The organism is Pseudomonas sp. R1-18, assembly GCF_051132095.1.
Classification (GTDB): Bacteria; Pseudomonadota; Gammaproteobacteria; order Pseudomonadales; family Pseudomonadaceae; genus Aquipseudomonas.
The window spans coordinates 4501301-4525332 of record NZ_CP071658.1 but is presented as its reverse complement, the minus strand read 5'-3'; the positions used below and the strand labels follow the sequence as shown (position 1 = coordinate 4525332).

The following is a 24032-nucleotide window of genomic DNA, read 5'->3' as shown; positions in this document are numbered from 1 at the left end:
CTGGGGTTGACCTTGTCAGTCGAGCCTCAGTTCCGGCGGTTCCGGTGCGTCCTTGGTCGCGGGCGTCACTTTGGTGGTGACTGGCGGGTTTACCGGCGGCGTCCCCGGCTCGGTCGGCAGGATGGTTTTATCTGCAGGTTCGACCGGCACCATCTTGTACTCCTGACCGTGGAGGTTCTTGAGGTAGACCTCCATCTGACGGAACGAGATGTTGATTTTCTGCTTTTTGAATTCGCGGTTGATGAAGCGGTTGATCTCGTCCAGTACCGGGTTGCGGTCGCCGAGATCGCGTACGTGCATGCGCAATTCGTGGTCCAGAGTGCTCTCGCCGAAACTCAGGAAATAGACGATCGGTTCCGGCTCCTTGAGCACCCGCGGGTTATCCCGAGCCGCTTGAAGCAGCAGCGCGCGCACCAGATCCAGATCCGAGCCGTAGTCCACGCCGAGTTTGAGCGTGACCCGGGTGATGGTGTCGGTCAGCGACCAGTTGATCAATTGCCCGGTGATGAACGTCTTGTTCGGGACAATGATGTCCTTGCGGTCGAAATCGGTAATGGTCGTGGCACGAATGCGAATCTTGCTGACCGTGCCCGACAGGTTGCCGATGGTAATGGTGTCGCCGATCCGCACCGGTCGTTCGAACAGGATCATGATCCCGGAGATGAAGTTGGCGAAGATTTCCTGCATACCGAAACCCAGGCCCACGGACAGCGCGGCAACCAGCCATTGCAGCTTGTCCCAGCTCACGCCGAGCGTCGAGAGCGTGGTGACGAAGCCGATGCCGGCGATGGCATAAGACAGCAGGGTGGTGGTTGCGTAAGCACTGCCTTGCGCAAGGTTCAGGCGCGACAGCACCAGCACCTCAAGCAGGCCGGGCAGGTTGCCGGCCAACACGAAGGTAATGGCAATGATCACCACGGCGCCAATGAAGTCGCCCAGGCTGATGGGTACCATGCTCATGTTGGCGCCGGTGCCGCTGGTGTACTCGTAGAGAATGATGTTGTCCAGGTAGGCGAACACGGTAATCAGGTCAGCCCAGACCAGATAAAGCCCGCCGACGAAAGCGCTCAGCAGCGCCAGACGAATCAGTCGCAATGACTGCTGGTTGACCTGCTCGATGTCCAGCTTCGGCTCTTCGATTGGCGCATCGCTGTCGCCGCTGTCGCGGGCGGCCTGGCGTTTGGCGAGAGCACGCTGATACGCCAGACGGCGCGCCGCGACACCCAGGCCGCGCACGAAAGTTGCTTCAACGACCAGCCAGAGCATCAGCAGGTAAAGGGTGTCGATCAGGCGGTCAGTGAGCTTGAGCGCGGTGTAGTAATAGCCGAAGCACACCGCGACGAACAGCGCGATAGGCAATGCAGTGAACGCCAGCCCCAGGGCTTTGCGGAACAGGGACGCATTGTGATGAGTCGGGCTGGCCAGCAGCAGACGCCCGAGCAGCCACGCCATCAGCGCATAGCAGGCCAGAACCACGGCGATCCCCAGCACATCATCGGCCAGCGCCGCGGGTTGATGTTCGGCAACCGCCACCACCGCCACGAGCGCCAGCACGACCAGGCCAAGACGCCGCACCCAGCCGCGCAGAAACTCGACTTGAATCGTTTCCCAGCGGAAATGCAGTTGCGCGACGCCGCCCGGAGCCAGAACCCGGTAGGCCGTGTAGAAAACCAGCCATGCGAGCGCGATCTGTAACAGCGCTTCGCCGAGATTGGCGTTCTGGCCGCGTGCATCGATTTGCAGCGCATAACCGCATAGCGCCAGACCCAGCGCCACCGGCAAAGCCAGCAGAACATTGATCAGCAACGCCAGCGGCGTCTTCCACTGGCTGTCACGTTTGAAGTGGCCGATATCGGCGTGCAGGCGGTTGAGGTGTTGGTAGAGCTGATTACGGCGCCAGGTCAGCACGCCGATCAACAGCAGCAGCGGCAGAAACAGCAACGGACGATGGGTCAGGCCATCGGCAAGCTCGCTGATGCTGGAGGTCCAGGGCAGCGTCGCCACCTGCTTCTTCAGGCGCGGCCAGATGGTCTGGAACCACTCCATGTCCAGAGGCTTGTTGCTGGGGATCCAGAACATCTGCTCGTCCAGCGTGGCACGCAGGCTGATGGCTGTGCTGGTCAGTTGCTTCTGGTTGAGCTGCAGAGTGATCGATTCATTGAGCAGTGCGCTCAGTTCGCGATTCAGGCGCTCCAGCAGATCACTGCGGGTAATCGCCAGGTCCATCAACGTGCGACGCAGCGCGGGAGTGACCTCTTCGGGAGGCTGGGTCGCCAGCAGCTTCTCGACATAAGCCATTGGGCTGCTCATCTGTTCCCGTTGCTGGTTGACCTCGAACTGATACAGACGAATGTTGGCGATCTCGTCGGCCAGGCCCTGATCCAGCTCCAGATGCGGCAGCGCCTGCTTCTGTTTGTAGAGGATCTTGGACAGCAACAGACTGCCACTCAGGACGTTGATCTGCTCGCTCAACGCCTGATCGGTCTGGGTCAGGTTATCCAGTTGCTGCTTGGTGCGAAGATTGCGCTGGGTCAGCTCGTTGAGGCGATCGGTGCCGCGCAGCAGGTAATCAGACAACTTCAGGTTGGCCGCGCTTTCGGTCGCCAGCAGGCTGCTACTGCCTGCTTTCTGCGCTTCCAGCGAGAGCTCGGCCACGGTCTTCTGCGACTGGGCGCGACGCTTGTCGTTGATCAGCGTCTGCAGATCCTGGATTTCCCGCTCCTGACGGGCCACCTTTTCCGTCAGCAGATCGTGCCGGCTGTTGCCCAGATCCTGCAGCGGGCTGTTGCCGGCCAGTTCCTGACGGCGCAGCAGGTTGAGGGCATTGATCGAGGCGAGCTCGGCGTTCAGCAGGTTGCGTTGATCGGCGCTCAGGGGCTTGCCGTTGTCCTTGCCAGCCTTGAGCGTGTTGTTGATCTGTTGAATGCGGGTCTGGTTGGCGCTGATTTCGGCCTGCGCCCGTTCCGGACGCGTCTGGGCGGTGATGGTCAGGCTGTTGGCTTCGTTGAGGGCTTTTTGCAGATCGCTTTGCTGAGTGCTGCGCTGGCTGAGCATCTGTTCCAGCTGTGGCACATCCAGATTGCCGTAGCGCTGGGCAATCGGGACAACCTTGCTGGCCTTGATCCGGTTCAGCTCGCGCTGGTTTTCTTCCAGCTCTTTGGGCGTCTGATTGAGCAGGTGCTTCAAGTCCGTCAGCTTCTGCTGGCTTTCTTCCTGGGCAGAAAGGAAGCCCAGCGTCTGTTCGAGCACTTGCTGGAGCGCTTTCTGATCAGCGTCCGGCAGTTTGCGGTCGGCAATCTTGTCCAGGCTCTGCTGCACCGAGGCGGCGGTCGGTGTCGCCGGGTCGGCAGCCATCGCGGGTGATGTAGACAGGCAAAGCCCAAGCAGGGTGACAGCAAGGAAAGCACGCAGGGAAAGCATAGATACCGGTCGCTGGATGAAACGAGAGTGGAGTGGCAGTTTAAAGGAACAATCCCGGGCCTGGGCGGCTACCTTCGGGGAATCTGACGCCCACTTTGAGGATCTTGTTCCCGTCCATGGCCGCAACTGTCCAGATCGTGCCGTTCCACTCGATCTGGTCGCCAACGACCGGTTCGCCACGGTTCTTCTGCACGATGAACTGGCTGAGCGGCATGTCGGCGTCCTGACCTGTGAGGGTCAGGCCGTACAGCTCGGCAATCGCACCCAGCCGAGCATCGCCTTCGAGCACGAAATCACCGAAGAAACGCAGGTCCAGGCCACGCTGTGGCGCCTGACTGAACAGTTTGCCCAGTGCCGGAAGATCATGCTCATGGCCGATCACACACAGCAGGTCGCCGACCTCCAGCGTGGTACTGCCGGAAGGGTGCAACAGCTGCTGGCCACGGAACAGGGCAGCGATACGAGTGCCTTCCGGCATCTTGAGTTCCCGCAGGGCTGCGCCGATGCACCATTTTTCAGCGCCGAGGCGATAGACGAACAGCTCCCACTCGCTGGTAACGTGTACTTCAAGCGCGGCCCGCGAAATCGGCGCCGGATCAGGCGGAACCGTCACTTTCAGCAGCTTGGCCATCCACGGCAGGCTAGTGCCTTGCAGCAGCAGCGAAACCAGCACGATGAAGAACGCCAGGTTGAAGTACAACTGGGCGTGCGGCAAACCCGCCATCAACGGAAACACGGCCAGAATGATCGGTACCGCGCCGCGTAGCCCGACCCAGGCGATAAAGGCTTTTTCCCGTCCATGGAACGCCTTGAATGGCAGCAGGCCGACCATTACCGACAGCGGGCGCGCGACCAGAATCATCCACAGCGCCAGACCCAGGGCCGGCAATGCGATGGGCAACAGATCATGGGGCGTGACCAGCAGGCCAAGCACCAGAAACATGCCGATCTGTGCCAGCCATGCCATGCCATCGAGCATATGCAGGATGCCGTGACGACTGCGGATCGGGCGATTGCCCAGCACCAGACCGCACAGGTAGACCGCCAGAAAGCCGCTGCCATGAATGGCGTTGGTCAGGGCAAAGATGGCCAGCCCGCCGGCGATGACCAGAATCGGATACAGGCCGGCGGCCAGATTGATGCGATTGACCAGCTGCAGCATGATCCATCCGCCGCCCAGGCCGATGACGCCGCCGATTCCGAATTCCTGAATCAGATGACCCAGCAGCCCCCAATGCAGACCGGTCTGGCCGCTGGCGAGCATGCCGATCAGGGTGACCGTCAGAAACACCGCCATCGGGTCGTTACTGCCTGATTCGATTTCCAGGCTGGCCGTTACGCGCTCGTTCAGGCCCTTGCCGCCCAGCAGCGAAAACACCGCCGCAGCGTCGGTCGAGCCGACAATGGCGCCGATCAGCAGGCCTTGGATCATGTTCAGGTCGAACAGCCAGGCCGCGACCATTCCGGTCAGGACCGTGGTGATCAATACCCCGACCGTGGCCAGCGACAACGCAGGCCAGAGGGCAACCCGAAAGCTCGCGACCCGCGTTCGCAAGCCACCATCGAGCAGAATCACCGCCAAGGCCAGGTTACCCACGAGATAGGCCGTGGCGTAGTTGTCGAAAATGATGCCGCCGCCGTCGACTCCCGCGACCATGCCCACGGCAAGGATGATGACCAGGATGGGAATGCCGAGGCGCGAAGAAAGTGAGCTGACCAGAATGCTAGCAGCCACCAGCAACGCGCCGATCAAAAACAGGCTGTTGATGGTCGTGGCATCCAAAGTCGGCACTCCTGATAAAAACGAATGTAGAAGGTGAGGGTTGAAACTGACCATGCAGTCGGCATGCCAATGGATTTAACCTGTTGAATTGGCTGGCTGTCAAAGCATTGTCCGCAGTTAATGAGGGAAACTTCGCACTGCGTGCAACGTGTTGGCAACGCACGAGTAATCAGCGCCCTTTATGGCTGCAAAGCGCTGGTGACGTTTGAACCAGCGAACCGTTCAACCGTGTGCAATAGGCAGCCTGGCTCGGCGACGCGGGCAAAGCGCCGGTCCAGAGCTTCTGCCCGCTGATTGGCAAGCATGCCCGACGTTGCGCCGGTGCATCCCCTAGAACCAGTTCTCCTGCATGGCCAGACAAGTATCGTCGCGACGTTCGAGAATCGTCAGTTCTTGATGGCAGCCCGGTACTTCCCAAGTCAAGAAATACCGGGCCGCCTGCAATTTGCCGCGATAGAAAGGCTCGTCCGCGCTGGTGCCGTGCACGAGGCCGTGGCAGGCATGGACAGCCTGTTCCAGCCAGCGCCAACCGATCACCGTGTGGCCGAACACCTTGAGGTAGAGGGCCGAATTGGCCAGGGCAGGACTGACCCGACCCTGGGCCAGATCGGTCAGCAATCCCAGCGTGACGGTCTGCAGTCGCGCCAGCAACTGTTCCAGCGGCTGGCGCAGGCTGGCCAGTTCCTCGTGAGCTCGGGAGCGTTCAACAGTGGCGCCGATCAAACGCGTCAGTTGGGTCAGCCCTGCGCCGCCGTTCTGCGCCAGTTTGCGGCCAAGCAAATCCAGCGACTGAATGCCGTGGGTGCCTTCATGGATCGGGTTCAGCCGGTTGTCGCGATAGTATTGCTCCACCGGATAATCGCGGGTGTAGCCGTGACCGCCCAGCACCTGAATCGCCAGTTCGTTGGCTTTCAGGCAAAACTCCGAAGGCCAGGATTTGACGATCGGTGTCAGCAGATCAAGCAATTCCTGTGCGTGGCGACGGGCTTCGGCGGTGTCGGCAGTCTGGGTGTCGTCAAACAGCCGAGCGGCATAGAGGCCAAGGTCGAAAGCGCCTTCCACGTACGCTTTCTGGGTCAGCAGCATGCGCCGCACATCGGCATGCTGAATGATCGCCACCGGCGCGCTCGCCGGATTCTTGCTGTCGGGCAAGCGTCCTTGCGGCCGTTCACGGGCATAGGCGAGAGAATGCAGATAACCGGCGTAGCCAAGCATGACCGCGCCCAGCCCTACGCCAATGCGCGCCTCGTTCATCATCTGGAACATGTAACCGAGGCCCTGATGCGGCTTGCCCACCAGATAGCCGACGCACTCACCGTTATCGCCAAAGTTCAACGCGGTGGAAGTGGTGCCGCGCCAGCCCATCTTGTGGAACAGCCCTGCCAGCAGCACGTCATTGCGCGGGCCGAGGCTTCCATCTTCATTCACCAGAAATTTAGGCACGATGAACAACGAGATGCCTTTTACACCGGCCGGTGCATCCGGCAGTTTTGCGAGAACCAGATGCACGATGTTTTCCGACAGCGAGTGATCGCCACCGGAAATGAAGATCTTGTTGCCGCGAAGGCGGTAGCTGCCATCGCTCACAGGCTCGGCCCGGGTGCGAATGTCCGAGAGTGAAGAACCCGCATGGGGCTCGGTCAGCGCCATGGTCCCGAAGAAACGGCCTTCGATCATGGGTTGCAGAAAGCGTTGCTTCTGCTCTTCGCTGCCAAAACTTTCGATCAGGTTCGCAGCGCCCATGGTCAGAAACGGATAAGCCGTAGTCCCAACGTTGGCCGCTTGAAAATGCGCGAAACAGGCCTGGGACAACAGGGTCGGCAGCTGCATGCCGCCGGCCTCGAAATCCCGCGTTGCGTTGAGAAATCCGGCTTCGAGAAAGGCGCCGACGGCTGGCTTGACCTCTGGAATCAACACTGCCTCGCCATTTTCATAGCGTGGCTCATGTTCGTCGGCCTTGCGGTTGTGAGGTGCGAAATACTTCTCGGCAATGGCCCGCGCCGTACCGATTGCGGCATCAAATGTTTCACGGGTGTGTTCGGCAAAGCGTTCCCGGCCGGTCAAGGCTTCGGCATCCAGCACTTCATACAGCTCGAAAGCCAGATTGCGGGAACAGAGCAGTGTCTCGGACATGGCGGCCTACCTCGGCTGGAAATCAGCTGAGTCTAGGTGCCGGGAATTGGGGTCGGTAGCAAGATTGATATGGGTGATGAGTCTGGTGCTCCATAGGAGCGCACAACGCGAAGAGGCCATCGCGGGCAAGCGCGCTCCTACCGTGGAAGCGGACCGGGCGGCGCCCGGTCCTGTCGCAAACCGGCGGGCGTCAGCCGATAGTCATCAGGCTGGCGTTACCACCGGCCGCCGCGGTGTTGACGCTCAAGGCGCGTTCGATCACCAGGCGTTCCAGTGGAACGTTGGTTTCGCCGTGGGATAGACCGTTGACCCCGACAATTGCACCGCCACGTTGGGAGATCTGCTGGCAGACCTCGCGCAGTTGGTCCGAATCGCCATGGTGCAGGACTGCATCAAACACGACTTCGTCCTTGTTCCATTCGGTGACCGGCTTGATGCGTGCCTGTACTTCCTTCGGCAGACGGGTGCGCAACGCTTTGCTCACCGCATTTTCCGGCCAGACTGCGCTGCTGCCGACTGCGAGAACCGCAGCCAGTTGGGTCAGCACATCGGTTTCGTCATCAGCCAGGCACAAGACGTGCTCGCGTGGCAGGATCGCATAGCTGTTGCGCTCGCCGGTCGGACCAACCAGTTGGCGCGTGATGCCGCTTTGCGACTGCCCGGCATACTCCTCGCACAAAGCTTCCAGCGCAGGCAGCTTGCCGCTCGCCGCCCAGGCCTTGAGTGCCTGCAATGGCTTGCTCATGGCTTCACGCAGGCGAGTGTCCGGTGCCGCCGATGCATCGCTTTGAGCGAACGATTTGACGATCGCGTCTTGCGGGCGGGTCGACAGCAGGCGATACAGGTACAGCGGGCCGCCGGCTTTAGGGCCGGTGCCGGACAAGCCTTCGCCGCCGAACGGCTGCACGCCGACCACGGCGCCAACGATGTTGCGGTTGACGTAGACGTTACCGGCATTCACGTTGTCGACCACCTTGGCAATGGTCTCGTCGATGCGGGTGTGCACGCCAAGAGTCAGTCCATAGCCGGAGGCATTGATCTGACCGATCAACAGGTCCAGCTCTTTGCGCTTGTAGCGAACCACGTGCAACACAGGTCCGAAGATTTCGCGTTCCAGCTCGTCAAAGCTTTCCAGCTCGATCAACGTCGGCATTACATAGGTGCCGCGCTTGATCTCGGCGCTGTCGGCGATGGCAACCTGGTAAACCGTACGGCCTTTGTCGCGCATGCCCTGAATGTGCTTCTCGATGCCGGCCTTGGCTTCGGCGTCGATCACCGGGCCGATGTCCACGCTCAGGCGCTCCGGGTTACCCAGGCGGCTTTCGGCCATGGCACCTTTGAGCATCTCGATCACGCGATCGGCGGAGTCTTCCTGCAGACACAGCACGCGCAGTGCCGAGCAACGCTGGCCCGCGCTGTCGAAGGCCGAGGACACCACGTCGATCACCACCTGTTCGGTCAGCGCCGAGGAGTCCACGATCATCGCGTTCTGGCCACCGGTTTCGGCGATCAGCGGGATCGGGCGGCCCTGGGAGTCCAGGCGACCGGCCACGTTGCGTTGCAGCAGACGAGCAACCTCGGTGGAGCCGGTGAACATCACGCCTTTGACGCGCTCGTCACCTACCAGCCGCGCACCGACGGTTTCGCCGCGGCCTGGCAGCAGTTGCACCACGCCTTCGGGAATACCGGCTTCCAGAAGGATACGCACAGCCTGAGCTGCAATCAGCGGCGTCTGTTCGGCCGGCTTGGCCAGTACCGGATTGCCGGCTGCCAGTGCAGCGGCAACCTGACCGCTGAAAATTGCCAGAGGGAAATTCCACGGGCTGATGCAGACCACCGGGCCCAACGGGCGGTGCGCATCATTGCTGAAGTCGTTACGCGCCTGTACGGCGTAGTAGCGCAGGAAGTCCACGGCTTCGCGCACTTCGGCAATGGCGTTGAGGTAGGTCTTGCCAGCTTCGCGCACCAGCAGGCCCATCAATGGCTGGATCTCGGCTTCCATCAGGTCGGCGGCGCGTTCGAGAATCGCCGCGCGCTCTGCCGGCGGGGTCGCCTGCCAGATCGGGCCGGCGCTCAGCGCGCACTGGATCGCGTTATCGACGTCTTGCAGGTTGGCTTCCTGAACGTGGCCAACCACATCACGCTGGTCAGACGGGTTGAGCGCGGCAGCTGCTGTACCTTCGCTGGCCGGGCAGCCGAGCATCGGCGCGGCTTTCCAGTCAGTGTGAGCGGTGGCCAGCAGCGCCGAAGACAGCGAAGCCAGACGGTGCTCGTTGGCCATGTCGATGCCGCTGGAGTTGGCCCGCTCGGCACCATAAAGCTCGCGTGGCAGCGGGATGCGCGGATGAGGCAGGCCGAAGCCGCCTTCCTGGGTGGCCATGCGCTCGATCTGGCTCACCGGGTCGGCTACCAGTTCCTGAATGGAAATCGAGTGATCGGCAATGCGGTTGACGAACGACGTGTTCGCGCCGTTTTCCAGCAGGCGGCGTACCAGATAGGCCAGCAGCGTCTCATGGGTGCCGACCGGCGCGTACACGCGACAAGGCCGGTTCAGCTTGCCATCGGCAACCTTGCCGACGACCTGCTCGTAAAGGGGCTCGCCCATGCCGTGCAGGCACTGGAATTCGTACTGCCCCGGGTAGTAGTTCTGACCGGCGAGCTGGTAGATGGCTGCCAGTGTATGGGCGTTATGGGTGGCGAACTGCGGATAGATGACTTCCGGCGCAGCCAGTAGCTTGCGGGCGCAAGCGATGTAGGAAACGTCGGTATACACCTTGCGGGTGTAGACCGGATAGCCTTCGAGGCCTTCAACCTGGGCGCGCTTGATCTCGCTGTCCCAATACGCGCCTTTTACCAGACGGATCATCAGGCGATGACGGCTGCGACGCGCTAGATCGATCACGTAGTCGATCACATACGGGCAACGCTTCTGATAGGCCTGGATCACGAAACCGATGCCGTTCCAGCCGGTCAGCTGTGGTTCAAAGCAAAGACGTTCGAGCAGGTCCAGCGACAACTCCAGGCGGTCGGCTTCTTCGGCGTCGATGTTCAGGCCAATGTCGTATTGCTTGGCAAGCAGAGTCAGCGACAGCAGGCGCGGGTACAGCTCATCCATCACCCGTTCGTACTGTGCACGGCTGTAGCGCGGGTGCAGTGCGGACAGCTTGATGGAGATGCCCGGGCCTTCATAAATGCCGCGACCGTGGGACGCCTTGCCGATGGAATGAATAGCCTGCTCGTAGGACGCCAGGTATTTCTGCGCGTCGTGCTCGGTCAGCGCGGCTTCGCCCAGCATGTCGTAGGAATAGCGGAAGCCCTTGGCTTCAAAGCGGCTGGCATTCGCCAGGGCTTCGCCGATGGTTTCGCCGGTGACGAACTGCTCGCCCATCAGACGCATGGCCATGTCCACGCCTTTGCGGATCATGGGCTCGCCGCTCTTGCCGATGATGCGGCTCAGAGATGAAGTGAGGCCGGCTTCGTTATGGGTGGCGACCAGCTTGCCTGTCAACAACAGGCCCCAGGTGGCGGCGTTGACGAACAGCGAAGGGCTGTTGCCCAGGTGCGGCTGCCAGTTGCCGTTGCTGATCTTGTCGCGGATCAGCGCATCGCGCGTGCCTTTATCAGGGATGCGCAGCAGGGCTTCGGCCAGGCACATCAGTGCCACGCCTTCCTGGGAGGACAGGGAGAATTCCTGCAACAGACCCTGAACGATCCCGGCACGGCCACCGGCGCTCTTCTGATTGCGCAGTTTTTCCGCGATGGTTGCCGCAAGTTTGTTGCTGGCTTCAGCCATTGGCGCAGGCAAGCGAGCCTGCTCCAACAGCATGGGCACTACTTCCTGTTCCGGTCGACGATACGCCGCAGTAATGGCGGCGCGCAGGACCGACTGCGGCAGGATGCTTTCCGCGAATTCCAGGAACGGCTGATAACCGGCATCGGCTGGTGGCTCGGCATGGTCCTCGCCATCCTTGCCAGCGTGCCCGTCGAGTTCAAGCAAGGTTGCACCACTCTCCAGCTTTTCGAGGTAATTGAAGATCGCTTGCTTGATCAACCAGTGCGGCGTGCGGTCGATCGAGTGGGCGGCTGCTTTCAAGCGCTCGCGGGTCGGGTCGTCAAGCTTGACGCCCAATGTCGTGGTGGCCATGGATTGTCCTCATTATTGCCACTGTGGATGTGGCATCGGCTTTGTCGAAGATTATCGCCGGACACTGTGAGGTGCAACCGGGTGCAACCCAATTTTCGGAATATTTTGCGACGATTGCGCCGTTTAACCTATGAAACAGTAAGCGCGCTCGACAACGGCGCATTTTTCTTTGCGAAATGCGGTTTGCCTGCCCCAAAATAGGGCGGAAAATGACTTGGGGGAGTCTTTTTGTGGTGGGTGCAACTCATTATCTGAAACTGGTTGCACCATGTTTGTGATGTTTAATAGGATTCGCGGCAACGGTGCAACCGTAATGTGAATCACAGTCGGCTGCCGGTTCCTCATGGAGCTGTCAGTCAGTGCTGCGTCGGATGCAAGGTTGGCCGGACTGGATCCAGTAGTCAGATCCTCCCTGGGCATCGGGCGCTCAATAAAAACAATGCCAAGGCAGAAACACATGAGTTTGAGCAACCCAACCCTGATCACTTTCGTGATCTACATCGCGGCAATGGTATTGATCGGCCTGCTGGCCTATCGCTCCACCAATAACCTTTCGGATTATATTCTCGGCGGTCGTAGCCTCGGCAGCGTGGTAACGGCCCTGTCAGCCGGCGCGTCGGACATGAGCGGCTGGTTGTTGATGGGCTTGCCGGGGGCCATCTATATGTCGGGCCTATCGGAAGGCTGGATCGCCATCGGTCTGATCATCGGCGCTTACCTGAACTGGCTGTTCGTGGCCGGTCGCCTGCGGGTGCAGACCGAGCACAACGGTGATGCCCTGACGCTCCCTGATTATTTCAGCAGCCGCTTTGAAGACAAGAGCGGCATGCTGCGCATCATTTCGGCAGTGGTAATCCTGGTCTTCTTCACCATTTACTGCGCCTCGGGCATCGTCGCTGGCGCGCGCCTGTTTGAAAGCACGTTCGGCATGTCCTACGAGACTGCGCTGTGGGCCGGCGCCGCCGCGACCATCGCCTACACCTTTGTAGGTGGTTTCCTGGCCGTGAGCTGGACGGACACCGTGCAGGCAACCCTGATGATCTTTGCGTTGATCCTGACGCCGATTATCGTGCTGCTGGCAACCGGTGGTGTCGACACTACATTCCTGGCCATCGAAGCCAAGGACCCGACCAGCTTCGACATGTTCAAGAACACCACCTTCATCGGCATCATCTCGCTGCTGGCCTGGGGGCTGGGCTACTTTGGCCAGCCGCACATCCTGGCGCGCTTCATGGCGGCAGACTCGGTCAAGTCGATCGCCAAAGCGCGTCGCATCTCCATGGCCTGGATGATCCTGTGTCTGGGCGGCACGGTTGCAGTGGGCTTCTTCGGCATCGCTTACTTCTCGGCGCACCCGGACGTTGCCGGGCCGGTGACTGAAAACCCTGAGCGAGTGTTTATCGAGCTGGCCAAGCTGTTGTTCAACCCATGGATCGCGGGCGTACTGCTGTCTGCGATTCTGGCGGCGGTCATGAGTACCTTGAGCTGCCAGCTGCTGGTCTGCTCCAGCGCCCTGACAGAAGACTTCTATAAGTCGTATCTGCGTAAAGGTGCTTCGCAGCGCGAGCTGGTCTGGGTTGGTCGGGCGATGGTGCTGCTGGTCGCGCTGATCGCGATTCTGCTGGCTGCCAACCCGGAGAACCGCGTCCTGGGTCTGGTGAGCTATGCCTGGGCTGGCTTTGGCGCCGCGTTTGGTCCGGTTGTACTGATTTCCGTACTGTGGAAAGGCATGACGCGCAACGGCGCGCTCGCCGGCGTGATCGTGGGTGCCGTTACCGTGGTGCTCTGGAAGCAGTTCGACACGATGGGCTTGTACGAAATCATCCCTGGCTTCCTGCTGGCGAGCATAGCGATCGTGGTGTTCAGCCTGATCGGCAAAGGCCCGTCAGCTGCCATGCAGGATCGCTTCGTCGCGGCCGAGAAGGAGTTCAAGGCAACCCGCTGAGCCTCTTGGCGTAAACGCCGAGGCGCTAGGCAGCCGCTCGCGGGCAAGCGCGCTCTTAAGCTTGTTTTGTCGGAAAACGAAGGCCCGGACTCTTGAAGAGTCCGGGCCTTTTTCATGCGCGGGGTTCAGGATTTGTTGTGGTCGATATCCAGGTTATAGAACGTGGCCTTACCACCTTCATTGGAATAGCCTTTATTATCCTGCGTATAAACCCCAGCCTTGAAATAGAGCGGTTTGTCGCGCCAGGTCGCACTTACCTGGGTTTTCCAGTTCATGTCGCGGGCGCTGACACTGAGTTCTCCGCGACGGCTGAGATGGATGATGTATTTGAATCGCTCGTTCAAGGGCACGCCTTCGGCGAGCTTGATAACCCGGCTGTGGTTGTCGTCGAAGCGGTTGCGGACCTTGACGACGATGTTGCCGGCCTGTTGCTTCTTTTTGTACTGGTACTCGACCTTGAGCATCGGTTCGGTGCTTTCGTAGGCGTGAATCTGGCCAATGACGATCTTGCCCGATGATGGCACCTGGTTGACTTCCAGGGTCGCGTTCAGGAAATTGTCGGCATCAGGGTACTTCCAGTTGTGCAACGTGCCGTCGGACCAGGTCTCGCGCAATTCGCTGCGGGGATATTTGGCGTTTTCGGTGCGGCTGCCGGTGACAGGCGACCAGAAGAAAATCCGGCTCGAATGGGATTCGAAATATTTGCCGTCGTAGCCGTGCATCAATTGTGAAGTTTCAATGGTCTTAGGAGGCGAACCAACCGGGATACTGAGATTCCACGAACCAAGGTCTATCATTTTTTGTCCTTCCGAGGTGTCCAAAGGCCAGCGGCAACGCTCTGGCCCGTCATTCGGGGCGTCCTTATACGGATTGTCGGACGACTTGTTAACGTCGAATTGTTCAGTCAATGACGTCAAAGTGCTGTCATATCCGCTGAAGAGCAGAGTATGAGCGGCCTGCAGGAAACTACCGTTAGTCGGCCCGTTTCAGGTTTAATGATGGCAATGAGCTTCCTGGCTACTGCTTTTCACTAGACCGGGCTAGAGTTGGCTCACAACGCATGATGGTATTCCCGGGTTTCCCAGGCGTCGTGCCACACGAAGAGAAGCAGCATGGAATGCGTGCAACCCAAACCCATTGATGGAACTTCTGTTTTACTGGTCGTAGACGACTATCCGGAAAATCTGGTGACGATGTGCGCCGTCCTGCAACGGACCGATTGGCGCATCATTACCGCCAGCTCCGGCATCGAAGCGCTTACGATTCTGCTGGAGCAGGAAGTGGATCTGGTTCTGCTGGATGTGCAGATGCCGGGCATGGATGGCTTCGAAGTCGCTCGCCTGATGCGTGGCAGCCAGCGCACCCGCCTGACGCCGATTATCTTTCTGACGGCCAATGAGCAGTCCCAGGACGCGGTCCAGAAGGGCTACGCCAGTGGCGCGACGGACTACCTTTTCAAACCGTTCGACCCAAACGTTCTCAAACCCAAGGTCCATGCCCTGCTGGAGCAGCAACGCAATCGGCGTGCGTTGCAATCACTGACTCAGGAGCTGGAAACCGCTCGGGCGTTCAACGCATCGGTACTGGCCAATGTTGCCGAAGGCATTCTGGTGGTCGACGAAGGCGGCCGGATAAGTTTCGCCAACCCCGCCATCTGCCGCTTGCTCAGCGCAAGCTTCGAGAAGCTGCAGGGCACGACGATTCTGAACTATGTGCTGGAGCCCCATAACGAAAGCTGGCGCGCTTCGGGTTTCTACGAGCATTACCGCAAAGGCGAAACCTATCGCGTGCACGACGCCATCCTGCTGACGACCGACGGCGGAGAGCTTCCGGTTGCGTTGTCCTGCGCGCCGCTGCCTCCCGAGCAGAAGGCAATGGTGCTGACTGTGCTCGATATGTCGGTGGTTCGCGACTTGTATCAGCAGCTGGAAAAACAGGCCGTGACCGACGCTCTGACCGGTTTGCTCAACCGCCGCGGCTTCTACCAGACCGTCGAAGGCATGCTGGTACGCACCGAGCGGCTGGACAAGTTTCTGGTGGTTATCTACCTGGATCTGGACGGTTTCAAGCAGATCAACGATTCCCTCGGGCATGACGCCGGCGACCAGGTGTTGCTGTGGGTCGCCGAACAGCTGCGCGATTGCATTCGACCTTACGACGTACTGGCGCGCATGGGCGGCGATGAGTTTACCGTGGTCATCGACGGGCTGGATTACCCCGAACAGGCCGCGAAAGTCGCCGAAAAACTCATAGAACGGGTATCGGTACGCAAGCAGATCGATGGCGTCGACATCACTCTTGGCGCCAGCGTCGGCATCGCGACCTACCCGGAGTGCGGTGCGAATCTGGACGGACTGTTACGTGCGGCCGATATCGCCATGTACGAAGCCAAGCGAGCGGGACGCCAGCAGTACCGGTTTTACGACCAGAACATGAACGGCCGCGCGCGTTCGCGACTGATGCTTGAAGAGAGCGTGCGCACCGCAATCGATGGCAAGGATTTCTCGGTAGTGTACCAACCGCAGGTGCACGCCGCCGACGGTCGTCTGCGCGGGTTCGAAGCCCTGCTGCGCTGGCAGCATCCGAGCGTCGGTGAGGTGCCACCGGCCCTGTTCATACCATTGCTGGAAGAAACGCGTCTGATCAACCGACTCGGTGGCTGGATCTTCGATCAAGGCGCAGAGCAGCGCCAGGCATGGAGTCATGTGTTCGCACCCGATCTGGTCCTCAGCCTGAGCGTCAGCCCTACGCAATTCTGTATGCCGAATCTGGTTTCCGAGCTGCGCAGGACGATGGACCGTTTCGAGCTCAAGCCCGGCCAGATCGAAGTCGAAATCACCGAGAATTCGCTGGTGCATAACCTTACGCACAGCCATAAACAGCTGGAGAGGTTGCACGACATTGGCGTGCGCGTGGCGCTGGACGATTTCGGCACAGGGGAGTGCTCACTCTCCCACTTGCGCAACCTGCCACTCGATACCCTGAAGCTCGACCGCCATTTCATCGCCCGAATGCAGGAAAATCCTCGGGATGCGGTGCTTGCGCGCAGCATTATCGACCTGTGCCGCAACCTCGATATGCTGGTGATCGCTGAAGGCGTCGAGACGTCCGAGCAGTACCGTTGGCTGCTCGACAACGGTTGTCAGGTGATTCAGGGCTTCTATGTCGCAAGGCCGATGCTGCCTGAAGAAGCGTTGCGCTTTGCGCCGCAGTTCGAGTACCGGAGCTGAAAATGCGGGGGAGTGCGGTAGACTTGGCGCTTTGAATAATCAGCCGCGACCCATGGCCAGTCAGCTACAGACCCCGCTCAAATACCTGCAAGCCTACCCGGCGACGCTCCAGGATCAGGTGCGACAGCTTATCGCTCAGGACAAGCTGGGCGATTACCTGCAGCAGCGTTACCCCGACCGGCACCAGATCCAGAGCGACAAAGCCTTGTATGCCTATGCGCTGGCCCTCAAGCAGGAGCACCTGCGCAATGTGTCGGGCATCGACAAGGTGCTGTTCGACAACCGTCTGGATCTGACCCATCGTGCCCTTGGCCTGCACAGCAAGGTATCGCGGGTGCAGGGAGGCAAGCTCAAGGCCAAGAACGAAATTCGTGTCGCCTCGCTGTTCAAGGACGCCGCGCCCGAGTTTCTGCGCATGATCGTGGTCCATGAGCTGGCGCATTTCAGAGAGTCGGACCACAACAAAGCCTTTTACCAGTTGTGCGAGCACATGCAGCCCGGCTACCACCAGATCGAGTTCGACCTGCGGATCTACCTGACCTGGCGCGATATGCTGGCCGCAGGCAAGCAAACCCACGGATAAACCATGCACAAGGATTCAGGGATGGAGGTCAGCAAGACCAAAAGCAGTTTCTACCGGCGTCTGTATGTGGCGTACCTGATCGATGCGGGTATCGCCAGCAGTGTTCCCGCGCTGATGGATGCTACCGGCATGCCGCGCCGCACTGCCCAGGACACCATCGCGGCGCTGGCCGATCTGGACATCCACTGCGAATTCGAGCAACTCGAAGGGGCGCGCAACCACGCCGGGAACTACCGGATTCGGGGATGGGGCGCGATTGACCCCGACTGGATCAATCGGCATCTGGCCAACATCAAGGCCGTGCTGGGTTACCCCTGACCCGGTTGCCGGTCACTCCAGATCGCGACGCATGCCGATGTGCGGAATGTCGTCTTCAAGATAAACCTCGCCAACCGGGTTGAAGCCGTAGCGGCTGTAGTAACCCTGCAAATGCGCCTGCGCCGAAAGATAGATCGGCTGATCGGGCCACTTGCGTTCGGCGTGTTCCAGCGCCTGCACCATCAGTTCGTGGCCCATGCCCTGATTGCGGATCGAGGGCGCGGTGACCACGCGGCCAATCGTGACATCGCCGTTCTGCTGGATAGGGTCCAGCAACCGCAGGTAGGCAACCAGTTGATCCTGCTGCCAGGCCATCAAATGGCAGGTATCACCTGTCAGGTCCTGTCCGTCCACATCCAGATAAACGCACTGTTGCTCGACCACAAACACCTCGGCGCGCAGCTTGAGAACGGCGTACAGCTGTTCAATGCTCAGCTCGGTGTGGTGTTTGCAGATCCATTTGATAGACATGTCGCCGACTCGCTGAGAAACCAGAAGCGAAGTCTAAACGTATCTGGCGGCATTCCCAATAACACGCATGCGACGAGCCACCAATATCGCGCGTGAGTTGTCGAAACCCACAATTGCGTCTTCAATCAAGGCTTGGTGCCACCGTGCAGATTGCGGCCTCGCGGCCGATTGGGTTGTATCGGGTGCTATGCCCTTTTCAGGAACGAGAGCATGTCGCGATGGCTTCGAGCAGTTGGAATGCTGGGGATCATGCTGATGGCACAAGCCGGTGCCACAGAAAAACTACGACTGGTTGCCGACGCGTGGCCTCCTTTTACCGATACATCGCTGCCCAATGGCGGACTGGCCACTGACATTGTGAGCACCGCCCTGCGCCGGGCAGGCTACGACGCCAGCTATGAGCAGGTGCCATGGGCGCGCGCAATGCTCGGGATCAGTGAAGGGCGTCATGACGTGCTGATCAATGCGTGGTACAGCCCGGAAAGGACCCGCATCGGCGAGTTCTCACAGGAATATCTGATCAATCGCATCCGCTTTCTCAAGCGCAAGGACACCACCATCACCTATCAGAGTCTGGAGCAATTGAATGACTATCTGATTGCAGTGGTGCGCGGCTATGCGTATTTCCCGGCGTTCGATAACGATCCGCAGCTCAAGAAATTTCCGGTCCACAACTTTTCCATGGCTGCGCGCTTGCTGGCGCTCGGCCGCGTCGACCTGGCGCTGGAGGACGAATACGTCGCACGCTTCAATCTGGCCCAGGAGCCTGAGCAGGTGCGCGAGAATATCGAGTTTCTTCCAGGCTCACTGACCCAGAACAGCCTGCATATTCTGGTCAGCCTGAAAACCCCGGGGCACGCAGAGATCATCTCGGCCTTCGATCGGGAAATCGCAGCGATGAAAGCCGACGGCAGCTACGAGAAGCTGTTCAGACTGCACGGCCTACAGTGGCTTCCGGCGCCTTGATCAGGTGCGCGGCAAGCGTCCTTAAAGGCGCCAGCTGCCGGCAGATCAACGCCAGCTGGGTCTGTACCAGCCGCTGACTTTCGTCCAGTTCATCCGGCATCTGTTCCAGCTGAGCTGCCAGCGCATCCTCGACATCGCTCTGGACGGCCACCGGCTGCTTGTCGGCCAGGCTTTGTGCAATTTCATCGATGCTGGCGGCCAGCGTCGCACCGGCGCCGTCGATCAGTTGTTCATGGACGTCGGCGGGCAGCTGCGTGTCGCGATGCGCGCCAAGCCCGGACAGATAACTGAGCAGCGTGTGTGACAGCACCAGAAAGCGGAAGCCCACGTCTGCTTCCTTACGGAAGTGACCTGGCTCCATCAGCATGTTCGCCAGCGTCGTGGACAGCGCCGCATCGGCGTTGTGTGCATTGCGGCGGGCCAACCGATAAGCCAGATCGTCACTCTTGCCCTTGGCGTACTGTTGCATGATCTGGCGCAGGTAAATGCTGTTGCAGGTCAGCGTGTTGGCCAACACCTTGTTCAGGCGCCGTCCCTGCCAGTCCGGCAGGAACAGGAATACCGCAAGACCGGCGATGAGGCTGCCAAGCAGGGTGTCGAACAGGCGCGGAAGGAACAGGCCGTAGCCATCGCCAACCTGATTGAAGCAGAACAGGACCATGACGGTGATCGCCGCAGTCGACAGCGTGTAGCGCGTCGTGCGGTTGACGAAGAACACTACGCCGGCGATTACCGCGCACATCGATTGCAGGATCGGGCTGGTGACCAGCGCGAACAGCGCCCAGCCGACCGTCAGACCGATGGCGGTGCCGATGATCCGCTGGCCGAGCTTGCGACGGGTTGCCCCGTAGCTTGGCTGGCACACGAAAACCGTGGTCAGGAGAATCCAATAGCCTTGCGACGGGTGGATCAGATGAACCATGGCATAACCGACCGTCAGCGCCAGCGGCAGACGCAGCGCATGGCGGAACAGCAGCGAAGTCGGCGTCATCTGCAGGCGCAGCCGCGCCCAGACATCCTTCAGATTGCGCGGCGAGCGGTCGAGCAGTGTGGTGTCACTGGCTTCGGCCAGAGCATCGGGATTGCTGGCGTCGCTGATCAGCCGGTCGAGTGTCGTGAGGTTGGCAGCCAGCGCGCGCAATGAGCGCAGCAACCCGCGCCACGCCGGATTGCTCTGAATGCGCAAGTGTTCGAGCGAAGCGTGCAGGTCTTCCATCGCTTCGGCAAATTGCGGGTCGTACACGAACGGCTGGCGCAGTTGTATGGATTCGGAAAGCGCCTGACAGGCCACGCCCTGCTGGCGCAGCAGGCGTTGGCAACGGAACAGCACGTCGCTATGAAAGAAGGCTTCGGCCAGTGAGTTGTACGGATAGTGCGAAGAGCTGGCGCGCTCGTGGATGTCCTGAGCGATGAAGTACAGCTTGAGATAACGGCTGACCTTCGAGCCCGGCCGCCCGCTGCCGACGCGATGCAGAATGATTTCCTTGGTCGAGTTCAGCGCGGCGACCACCCGGCCATTCTGCTGAGCCAGTTCCAGGCGCCGGGCTTCGACGTCCAGAGTGCGGATGGGTTCGAACAGCGTCGATTTCAGTTTCAGGTACTGCCCCAGTTCGCGGAACAGCCGCGCCAGCGCCTGCTGTACCGGCTGGTTGGCAAACAGCATCTGCCACAGCACCGAAAGCAGGCCATACCAGGCCGCGCCCGCGACCAGCAGCATCGGTTCGTGCCAGAAATCCAGCACCTGTCCGCCGCGCTGATCCACGCCGATCATCGTGTAGACCGAGAGAATCAGCGTGCCGTAGGCAATCGCGCCATAGCGCTCGCCCAGCGCGCCCAGCATCGTCAGGCTGAAACTCGCCAGCGCCAGCGCACAGACAAAAATCCAGGGATAGGGAAACAGCAGTTCCACCGCCATCGCGGCGATGCTGAAACAGACCAGCGTCACCGCCAGCGAGTTGAGGCGACCCTGCCAACTGTCGTCGGTTTCGGCCAGGGCGCAGGCGATGATCCCCAGAAACAGGGGGATCAACAGGTTCATTTCATTCTGGTACCAGCACAGCGCCATGCTGCCGGTCAGCGCGATGAAGACCCGAACGCTATAGCTGAACTTGTCCAGCGCCCATAACCGGCGAAACGTATGACGGAGAGATTTCGATGCCATGAATGAAATGACGGCCTTTCGCAATTGATCGATTCTGCAGGAGGAGTATGTACAGGCCTTGGGACAGCCTGTACATCCGTCACGCAAAATTTGTTCCGAGTAGCCTGATCATTCCCCTTGTGCGTCGCTGTGTCACAGGAGTGCTTACACGTATTGCGCCGCCGCATAGGCAGAGGCCCAGGCCCACTGGAAGTTAAAACCGCCCAGATGGCCGCTGACGTCCAGCACTTCGCCGACAAAATACAGGCCCGGCGACTTCAACGACTCCATGGTCTTTGACGACACCTCACGCGTATCGATGCCGCCCAGTGTCACCTCGGCGGTGCGATAACCTTCGGTGCCGGCCGGCACGACCTGCCAGTTCGCCAGTTTTTCGGCGATGTCCGCCAGCTCGGCGTGGGTGTACTGCTTCATGGGCTTGGACACGAACCAGTGTTCGGCGATCAGGTTGGCCATCTTCTTGGTGAAGATCTCACCCAGCAGCGTCTTGAGTTCGCTGTTGGGGCGCTCTGCCTGTTGTTGCGTCAGCCAGTTCGGCACATCGTGGTCCGGCAGCAGATTGATCTGCACCGTGTCACCCGGCTGCCAGAACGAGGAGATCTGCAGAATCGCCGGGCCGCTCAGGCCGCGGTGCGTGAACAGGATGTTTTCGCGAAAGCTGGTGTCGTTGCAGCTGACCAGGCAATCGACCGAGGTGCCGGACAGCTCGACGCACAGATCCTTGAGTTGATCGGTGATGGTGAACGGCACCAGCCCTGCGCGGGTCGGCAGCAGCGTGTGCCCGAACTGCTTGCCGACCTGATAACCGAAGCCGGTGGCGCCCAGGGTCGGAATCGACAGGCCGCCGGTGGCGATCACCAGCGACTCGCAGTTCAGTGTCCCGAGCGTCGTTTGCAGGCTGTAGCCACTGTCGGTCTTTTCGATCTGCTGCACCGATGTATCCATGTGCAGGCTGACGCCCGCCTGACGGCATTCCTCCAGCAGCATTTCCAGAATGTCGCTGGACTTGTTGTCGCAGAACAGCTGGCCCAGTTTCTTCTCGTGATAAGGCACGCCGTGTTTGGCGACCATGGCGATGAAGTCCCACTGGGTGTAGCGCGCCAGAGCCGACTTGCAGAAGTGTGGATTCTGCGACAGGAAATTCGCCGGCTCGGTGTACATGTTGGTGAAGTTACAGCGCCCACCGCCGGACATCAGGATTTTCTTGCCGGGTTTGTTCGCGTGATCGATCAGCATCACCTTGCGGCCGCGAGCGGCGGCAGTGAACGCGCACATCAGACCAGCGGCGCCAGCGCCAATGATAACTACGTCGGTAACGGGCACAGCTTGGTTCCTCGGAAGGATATTTAGAATGCAGTCCCCGTGGGAGCGGACTTGTCCGCGAAGAGGCCGTATCGTTTGTACTGACGCCTTCGCGGACAAGTCCGCTCCCACAGGTGGGCTTTGAGAAAGCTTTACAGAATCCGCACGCGCAGGGACTTGCCCTTGATCTTGCCGTTGTTCAGACGCTCCAGCGCTTGCTTGGCCACGCTGCGTTCAACGGCGACGTACGCCTGAAAATCGAAAATCGCAATCTTGCCGACCTGGGCACCCGGGATGCCGGCTTCGCCGGTCAGCGCACCGAGAATGTCGCCAGGACGCAGCTTGTCCTTGCGACCGGAGCCAATGCACAGGGTAGTCATGGTCGGCAGCAGCTTGCCGCCATCCTTGATGCTCAGGCGGTCGTACTGCTGCCAGTTCAGCGGCGCTTTCTGCAGTTCTTCGATGGCGCGGGCACGCTGGCTTTCCGATGGGGCCACGAGGCTGACGGCAATCCCCGTCTCGCCCGCACGGCCGGTACGGCCGACCCGGTGGATGTGGATTTCCGAGTCGCGGGCCAGCTCGACGTTAATCACCATGTCCAGCGCATCGATGTCCAGACCGCGTGCGGCGACGTCGGTAGCGACCAGCACCGACGTACTGCGGTTGGCGAACATCGCCAGCACCTGATCGCGGTCACGCTGCTCCAGATCGCCATGCAAACCGACTGCCGACATGCCCTTGGCCGTCAAGTGGTCGACAACTTCCTGCACCTGCTGCTTGGTGAAGCAGAACGCGACGCAGGACGCCGGGCGGAAATGGCCCAGCACTTTGACGACGGCTTCCAGACGCTGCTCCGGAGCAATTTCGTAGAAGATCTGCTCGATCTGGCTGTCGGCATGCAGCGCCTCGACCTTGACGGTCTGCGGGTCGCGCATGAACTTGGAGGCCAGTTGCTTAATACCCACTGGATAAGTGGCGGAGAACAGCAGGGTCTGACGGCGTTGCGGCGTCTGCTCGATGATGTCGGCGATGGCGTCGTAGAAACCCATATCGAGCATGCGGTCGGCTTCGTCGAGGATCAGGGTGTTCAGCCCGTCAAGTACCAGCGAGCCTTTGCGCAGGTGTTGCTGAATGCGGCCGGGCGTGCCGACGATGATGTGCGCGCCGTGTTCCAGCGAGCCGATCTGCGGGCCGAAAGGAACGCCTCCGCACAGGGTCAACACCTTGATGTTGTCTTCCGAGCGGGCCAGACGACGGATTTCCTTGGCGACCTGGTCAGCCAGCTCACGGGTCGGGCACAGCACCAGCGCCTGGCAACCGAAGAAGCGCGGGTTGATCGGGTTCAGCAGCCCGATGCCGAACGCGGCGGTCTTGCCGCTGCCGGTCTTGGCCTGAGCGATCAGGTCCATGCCCTTGAGGATCACCGGCAGGCTCTGCGCCTGAATCGGCGTCATTTCGGCATAACCAAGCGACTCCAGGTTAGCCAGCATGGCGGCGGACAGAGGCAGAGTATTAAAAGCGGTGTTAGTCACGACGATGGACCTGCAAAACAAAAATGTCGCGCAGTGTATCAGGT

At 60.3% G+C, this 24032-nt stretch carries 14 protein-coding genes; 5 read left to right on the top strand and 9 right to left on the bottom strand.

Going from position 1 to position 24032, the window contains the following annotated elements:
• Positions 1 to 15 precede the first annotated feature (15 nt).
• The 4 genes from mscK to putA all read right to left on the bottom strand — a co-directional run bounded on the left by mscK (position 16) and on the right by putA (position 11480).
• On the bottom strand, positions 16 to 3420 hold the full coding sequence (gene mscK, locus J3P77_RS20555) for a mechanosensitive channel MscK (RefSeq protein ID WP_434678405.1): 3405 nt from the start codon (positions 3418 to 3420) through the stop codon (positions 16 to 18).
• A gap of 40 nt (positions 3421 to 3460) precedes the next feature.
• Positions 3461 to 5203: a potassium/proton antiporter gene (locus tag J3P77_RS20550; RefSeq protein ID WP_434678404.1), complete on the bottom strand. Its 1743-nt coding sequence runs from the start codon at positions 5201 to 5203 to the stop codon at positions 3461 to 3463.
• A gap of 330 nt (positions 5204 to 5533) precedes the next feature.
• Positions 5534 to 7336 (bottom strand): acyl-CoA dehydrogenase, encoded by a 1803-nt coding sequence (locus J3P77_RS20545; RefSeq protein WP_434678403.1) that lies wholly within the window; start codon positions 7334 to 7336, stop codon positions 5534 to 5536.
• A gap of 190 nt (positions 7337 to 7526) precedes the next feature.
• Entirely contained in the window at positions 7527 to 11480 is a 3954-nt protein-coding gene (gene putA / locus J3P77_RS20540) for a trifunctional transcriptional regulator/proline dehydrogenase/L-glutamate gamma-semialdehyde dehydrogenase (RefSeq protein WP_434678402.1), read from the bottom strand.
• Between the two features lie 457 nt (positions 11481 to 11937).
• On the opposite strand from putA, the gene putP reads away from it, so the two are divergent.
• Positions 11938 to 13425: a sodium/proline symporter PutP gene (gene putP / locus J3P77_RS20535; RefSeq protein WP_434678401.1), complete on the top strand. Its 1488-nt coding sequence runs from the start codon at positions 11938 to 11940 to the stop codon at positions 13423 to 13425.
• A 125-nt stretch (positions 13426 to 13550) separates the two neighbouring features.
• Here putP and J3P77_RS20530 read toward each other — a convergent pair whose 3' ends face one another.
• The gene (locus J3P77_RS20530) at positions 13551 to 14222 is read right to left on the bottom strand and encodes a polysaccharide lyase family 7 protein (RefSeq protein ID WP_434682085.1); all 672 of its coding nucleotides are present in this window, start codon (positions 14220 to 14222) and stop codon (positions 13551 to 13553) included.
• 315 nt (positions 14223 to 14537) lie between these two features.
• Here J3P77_RS20530 and J3P77_RS20525 point away from each other — a divergent pair, with 315 nt between their 5' ends.
• From J3P77_RS20525 to J3P77_RS20515, 3 genes are read left to right on the top strand one after another with little or no spacing between them, the layout of a single operon-like run.
• On the top strand, positions 14538 to 16655 hold the full coding sequence (locus J3P77_RS20525) for a putative bifunctional diguanylate cyclase/phosphodiesterase (RefSeq protein WP_434678400.1): 2118 nt from the start codon (positions 14538 to 14540) through the stop codon (positions 16653 to 16655).
• A gap of 52 nt (positions 16656 to 16707) precedes the next feature.
• Entirely contained in the window at positions 16708 to 17238 is a 531-nt protein-coding gene (locus J3P77_RS20520; RefSeq protein WP_434678399.1) for a M48 metallopeptidase family protein, read from the top strand.
• 21 nt (positions 17239 to 17259) lie between these two features.
• Positions 17260 to 17556 carry a winged helix-turn-helix domain-containing protein gene (locus J3P77_RS20515; protein ID WP_434682084.1) on the top strand — a complete coding sequence of 99 codons (297 nt, stop codon included), beginning with the start codon at positions 17260 to 17262 and terminating at the stop codon, positions 17554 to 17556.
• A gap of 12 nt (positions 17557 to 17568) precedes the next feature.
• Here J3P77_RS20515 and J3P77_RS20510 read toward each other — a convergent pair whose 3' ends face one another.
• Complete coding sequence (locus J3P77_RS20510; protein ID WP_434678398.1) at positions 17569 to 18027, bottom strand: GNAT family N-acetyltransferase; 459 nt, start codon at positions 18025 to 18027, stop codon at positions 17569 to 17571.
• Between the two features lie 210 nt (positions 18028 to 18237).
• Between J3P77_RS20510 and J3P77_RS20505 the strand changes: the two genes are divergently transcribed.
• Complete coding sequence (locus J3P77_RS20505; protein ID WP_434678397.1) at positions 18238 to 18993, top strand: substrate-binding periplasmic protein; 756 nt, start codon at positions 18238 to 18240, stop codon at positions 18991 to 18993.
• On the opposite strand, the gene yccS is transcribed toward J3P77_RS20505, so the two are convergent.
• The 3 genes from yccS to dbpA form a co-directional block, all read right to left on the bottom strand.
• The gene (yccS, locus tag J3P77_RS20500) at positions 18956 to 21154 is read right to left on the bottom strand and encodes a YccS family putative transporter (RefSeq protein WP_434678396.1); all 2199 of its coding nucleotides are present in this window, start codon (positions 21152 to 21154) and stop codon (positions 18956 to 18958) included. The two genes, J3P77_RS20505 and yccS, sit on opposite strands and share 38 nt — an antisense overlap.
• A gap of 144 nt (positions 21155 to 21298) precedes the next feature.
• Complete coding sequence (locus J3P77_RS20495) at positions 21299 to 22477, bottom strand: NAD(P)/FAD-dependent oxidoreductase (RefSeq protein ID WP_434678395.1); 1179 nt, start codon at positions 22475 to 22477, stop codon at positions 21299 to 21301.
• A 131-nt stretch (positions 22478 to 22608) separates the two neighbouring features.
• Positions 22609 to 23988, bottom strand: coding sequence for an ATP-dependent RNA helicase DbpA (dbpA, locus tag J3P77_RS20490; protein WP_434678394.1), 1380 nt, complete (start codon positions 23986 to 23988; stop codon positions 22609 to 22611).
• Positions 23989 to 24032 lie beyond the last annotated feature (44 nt).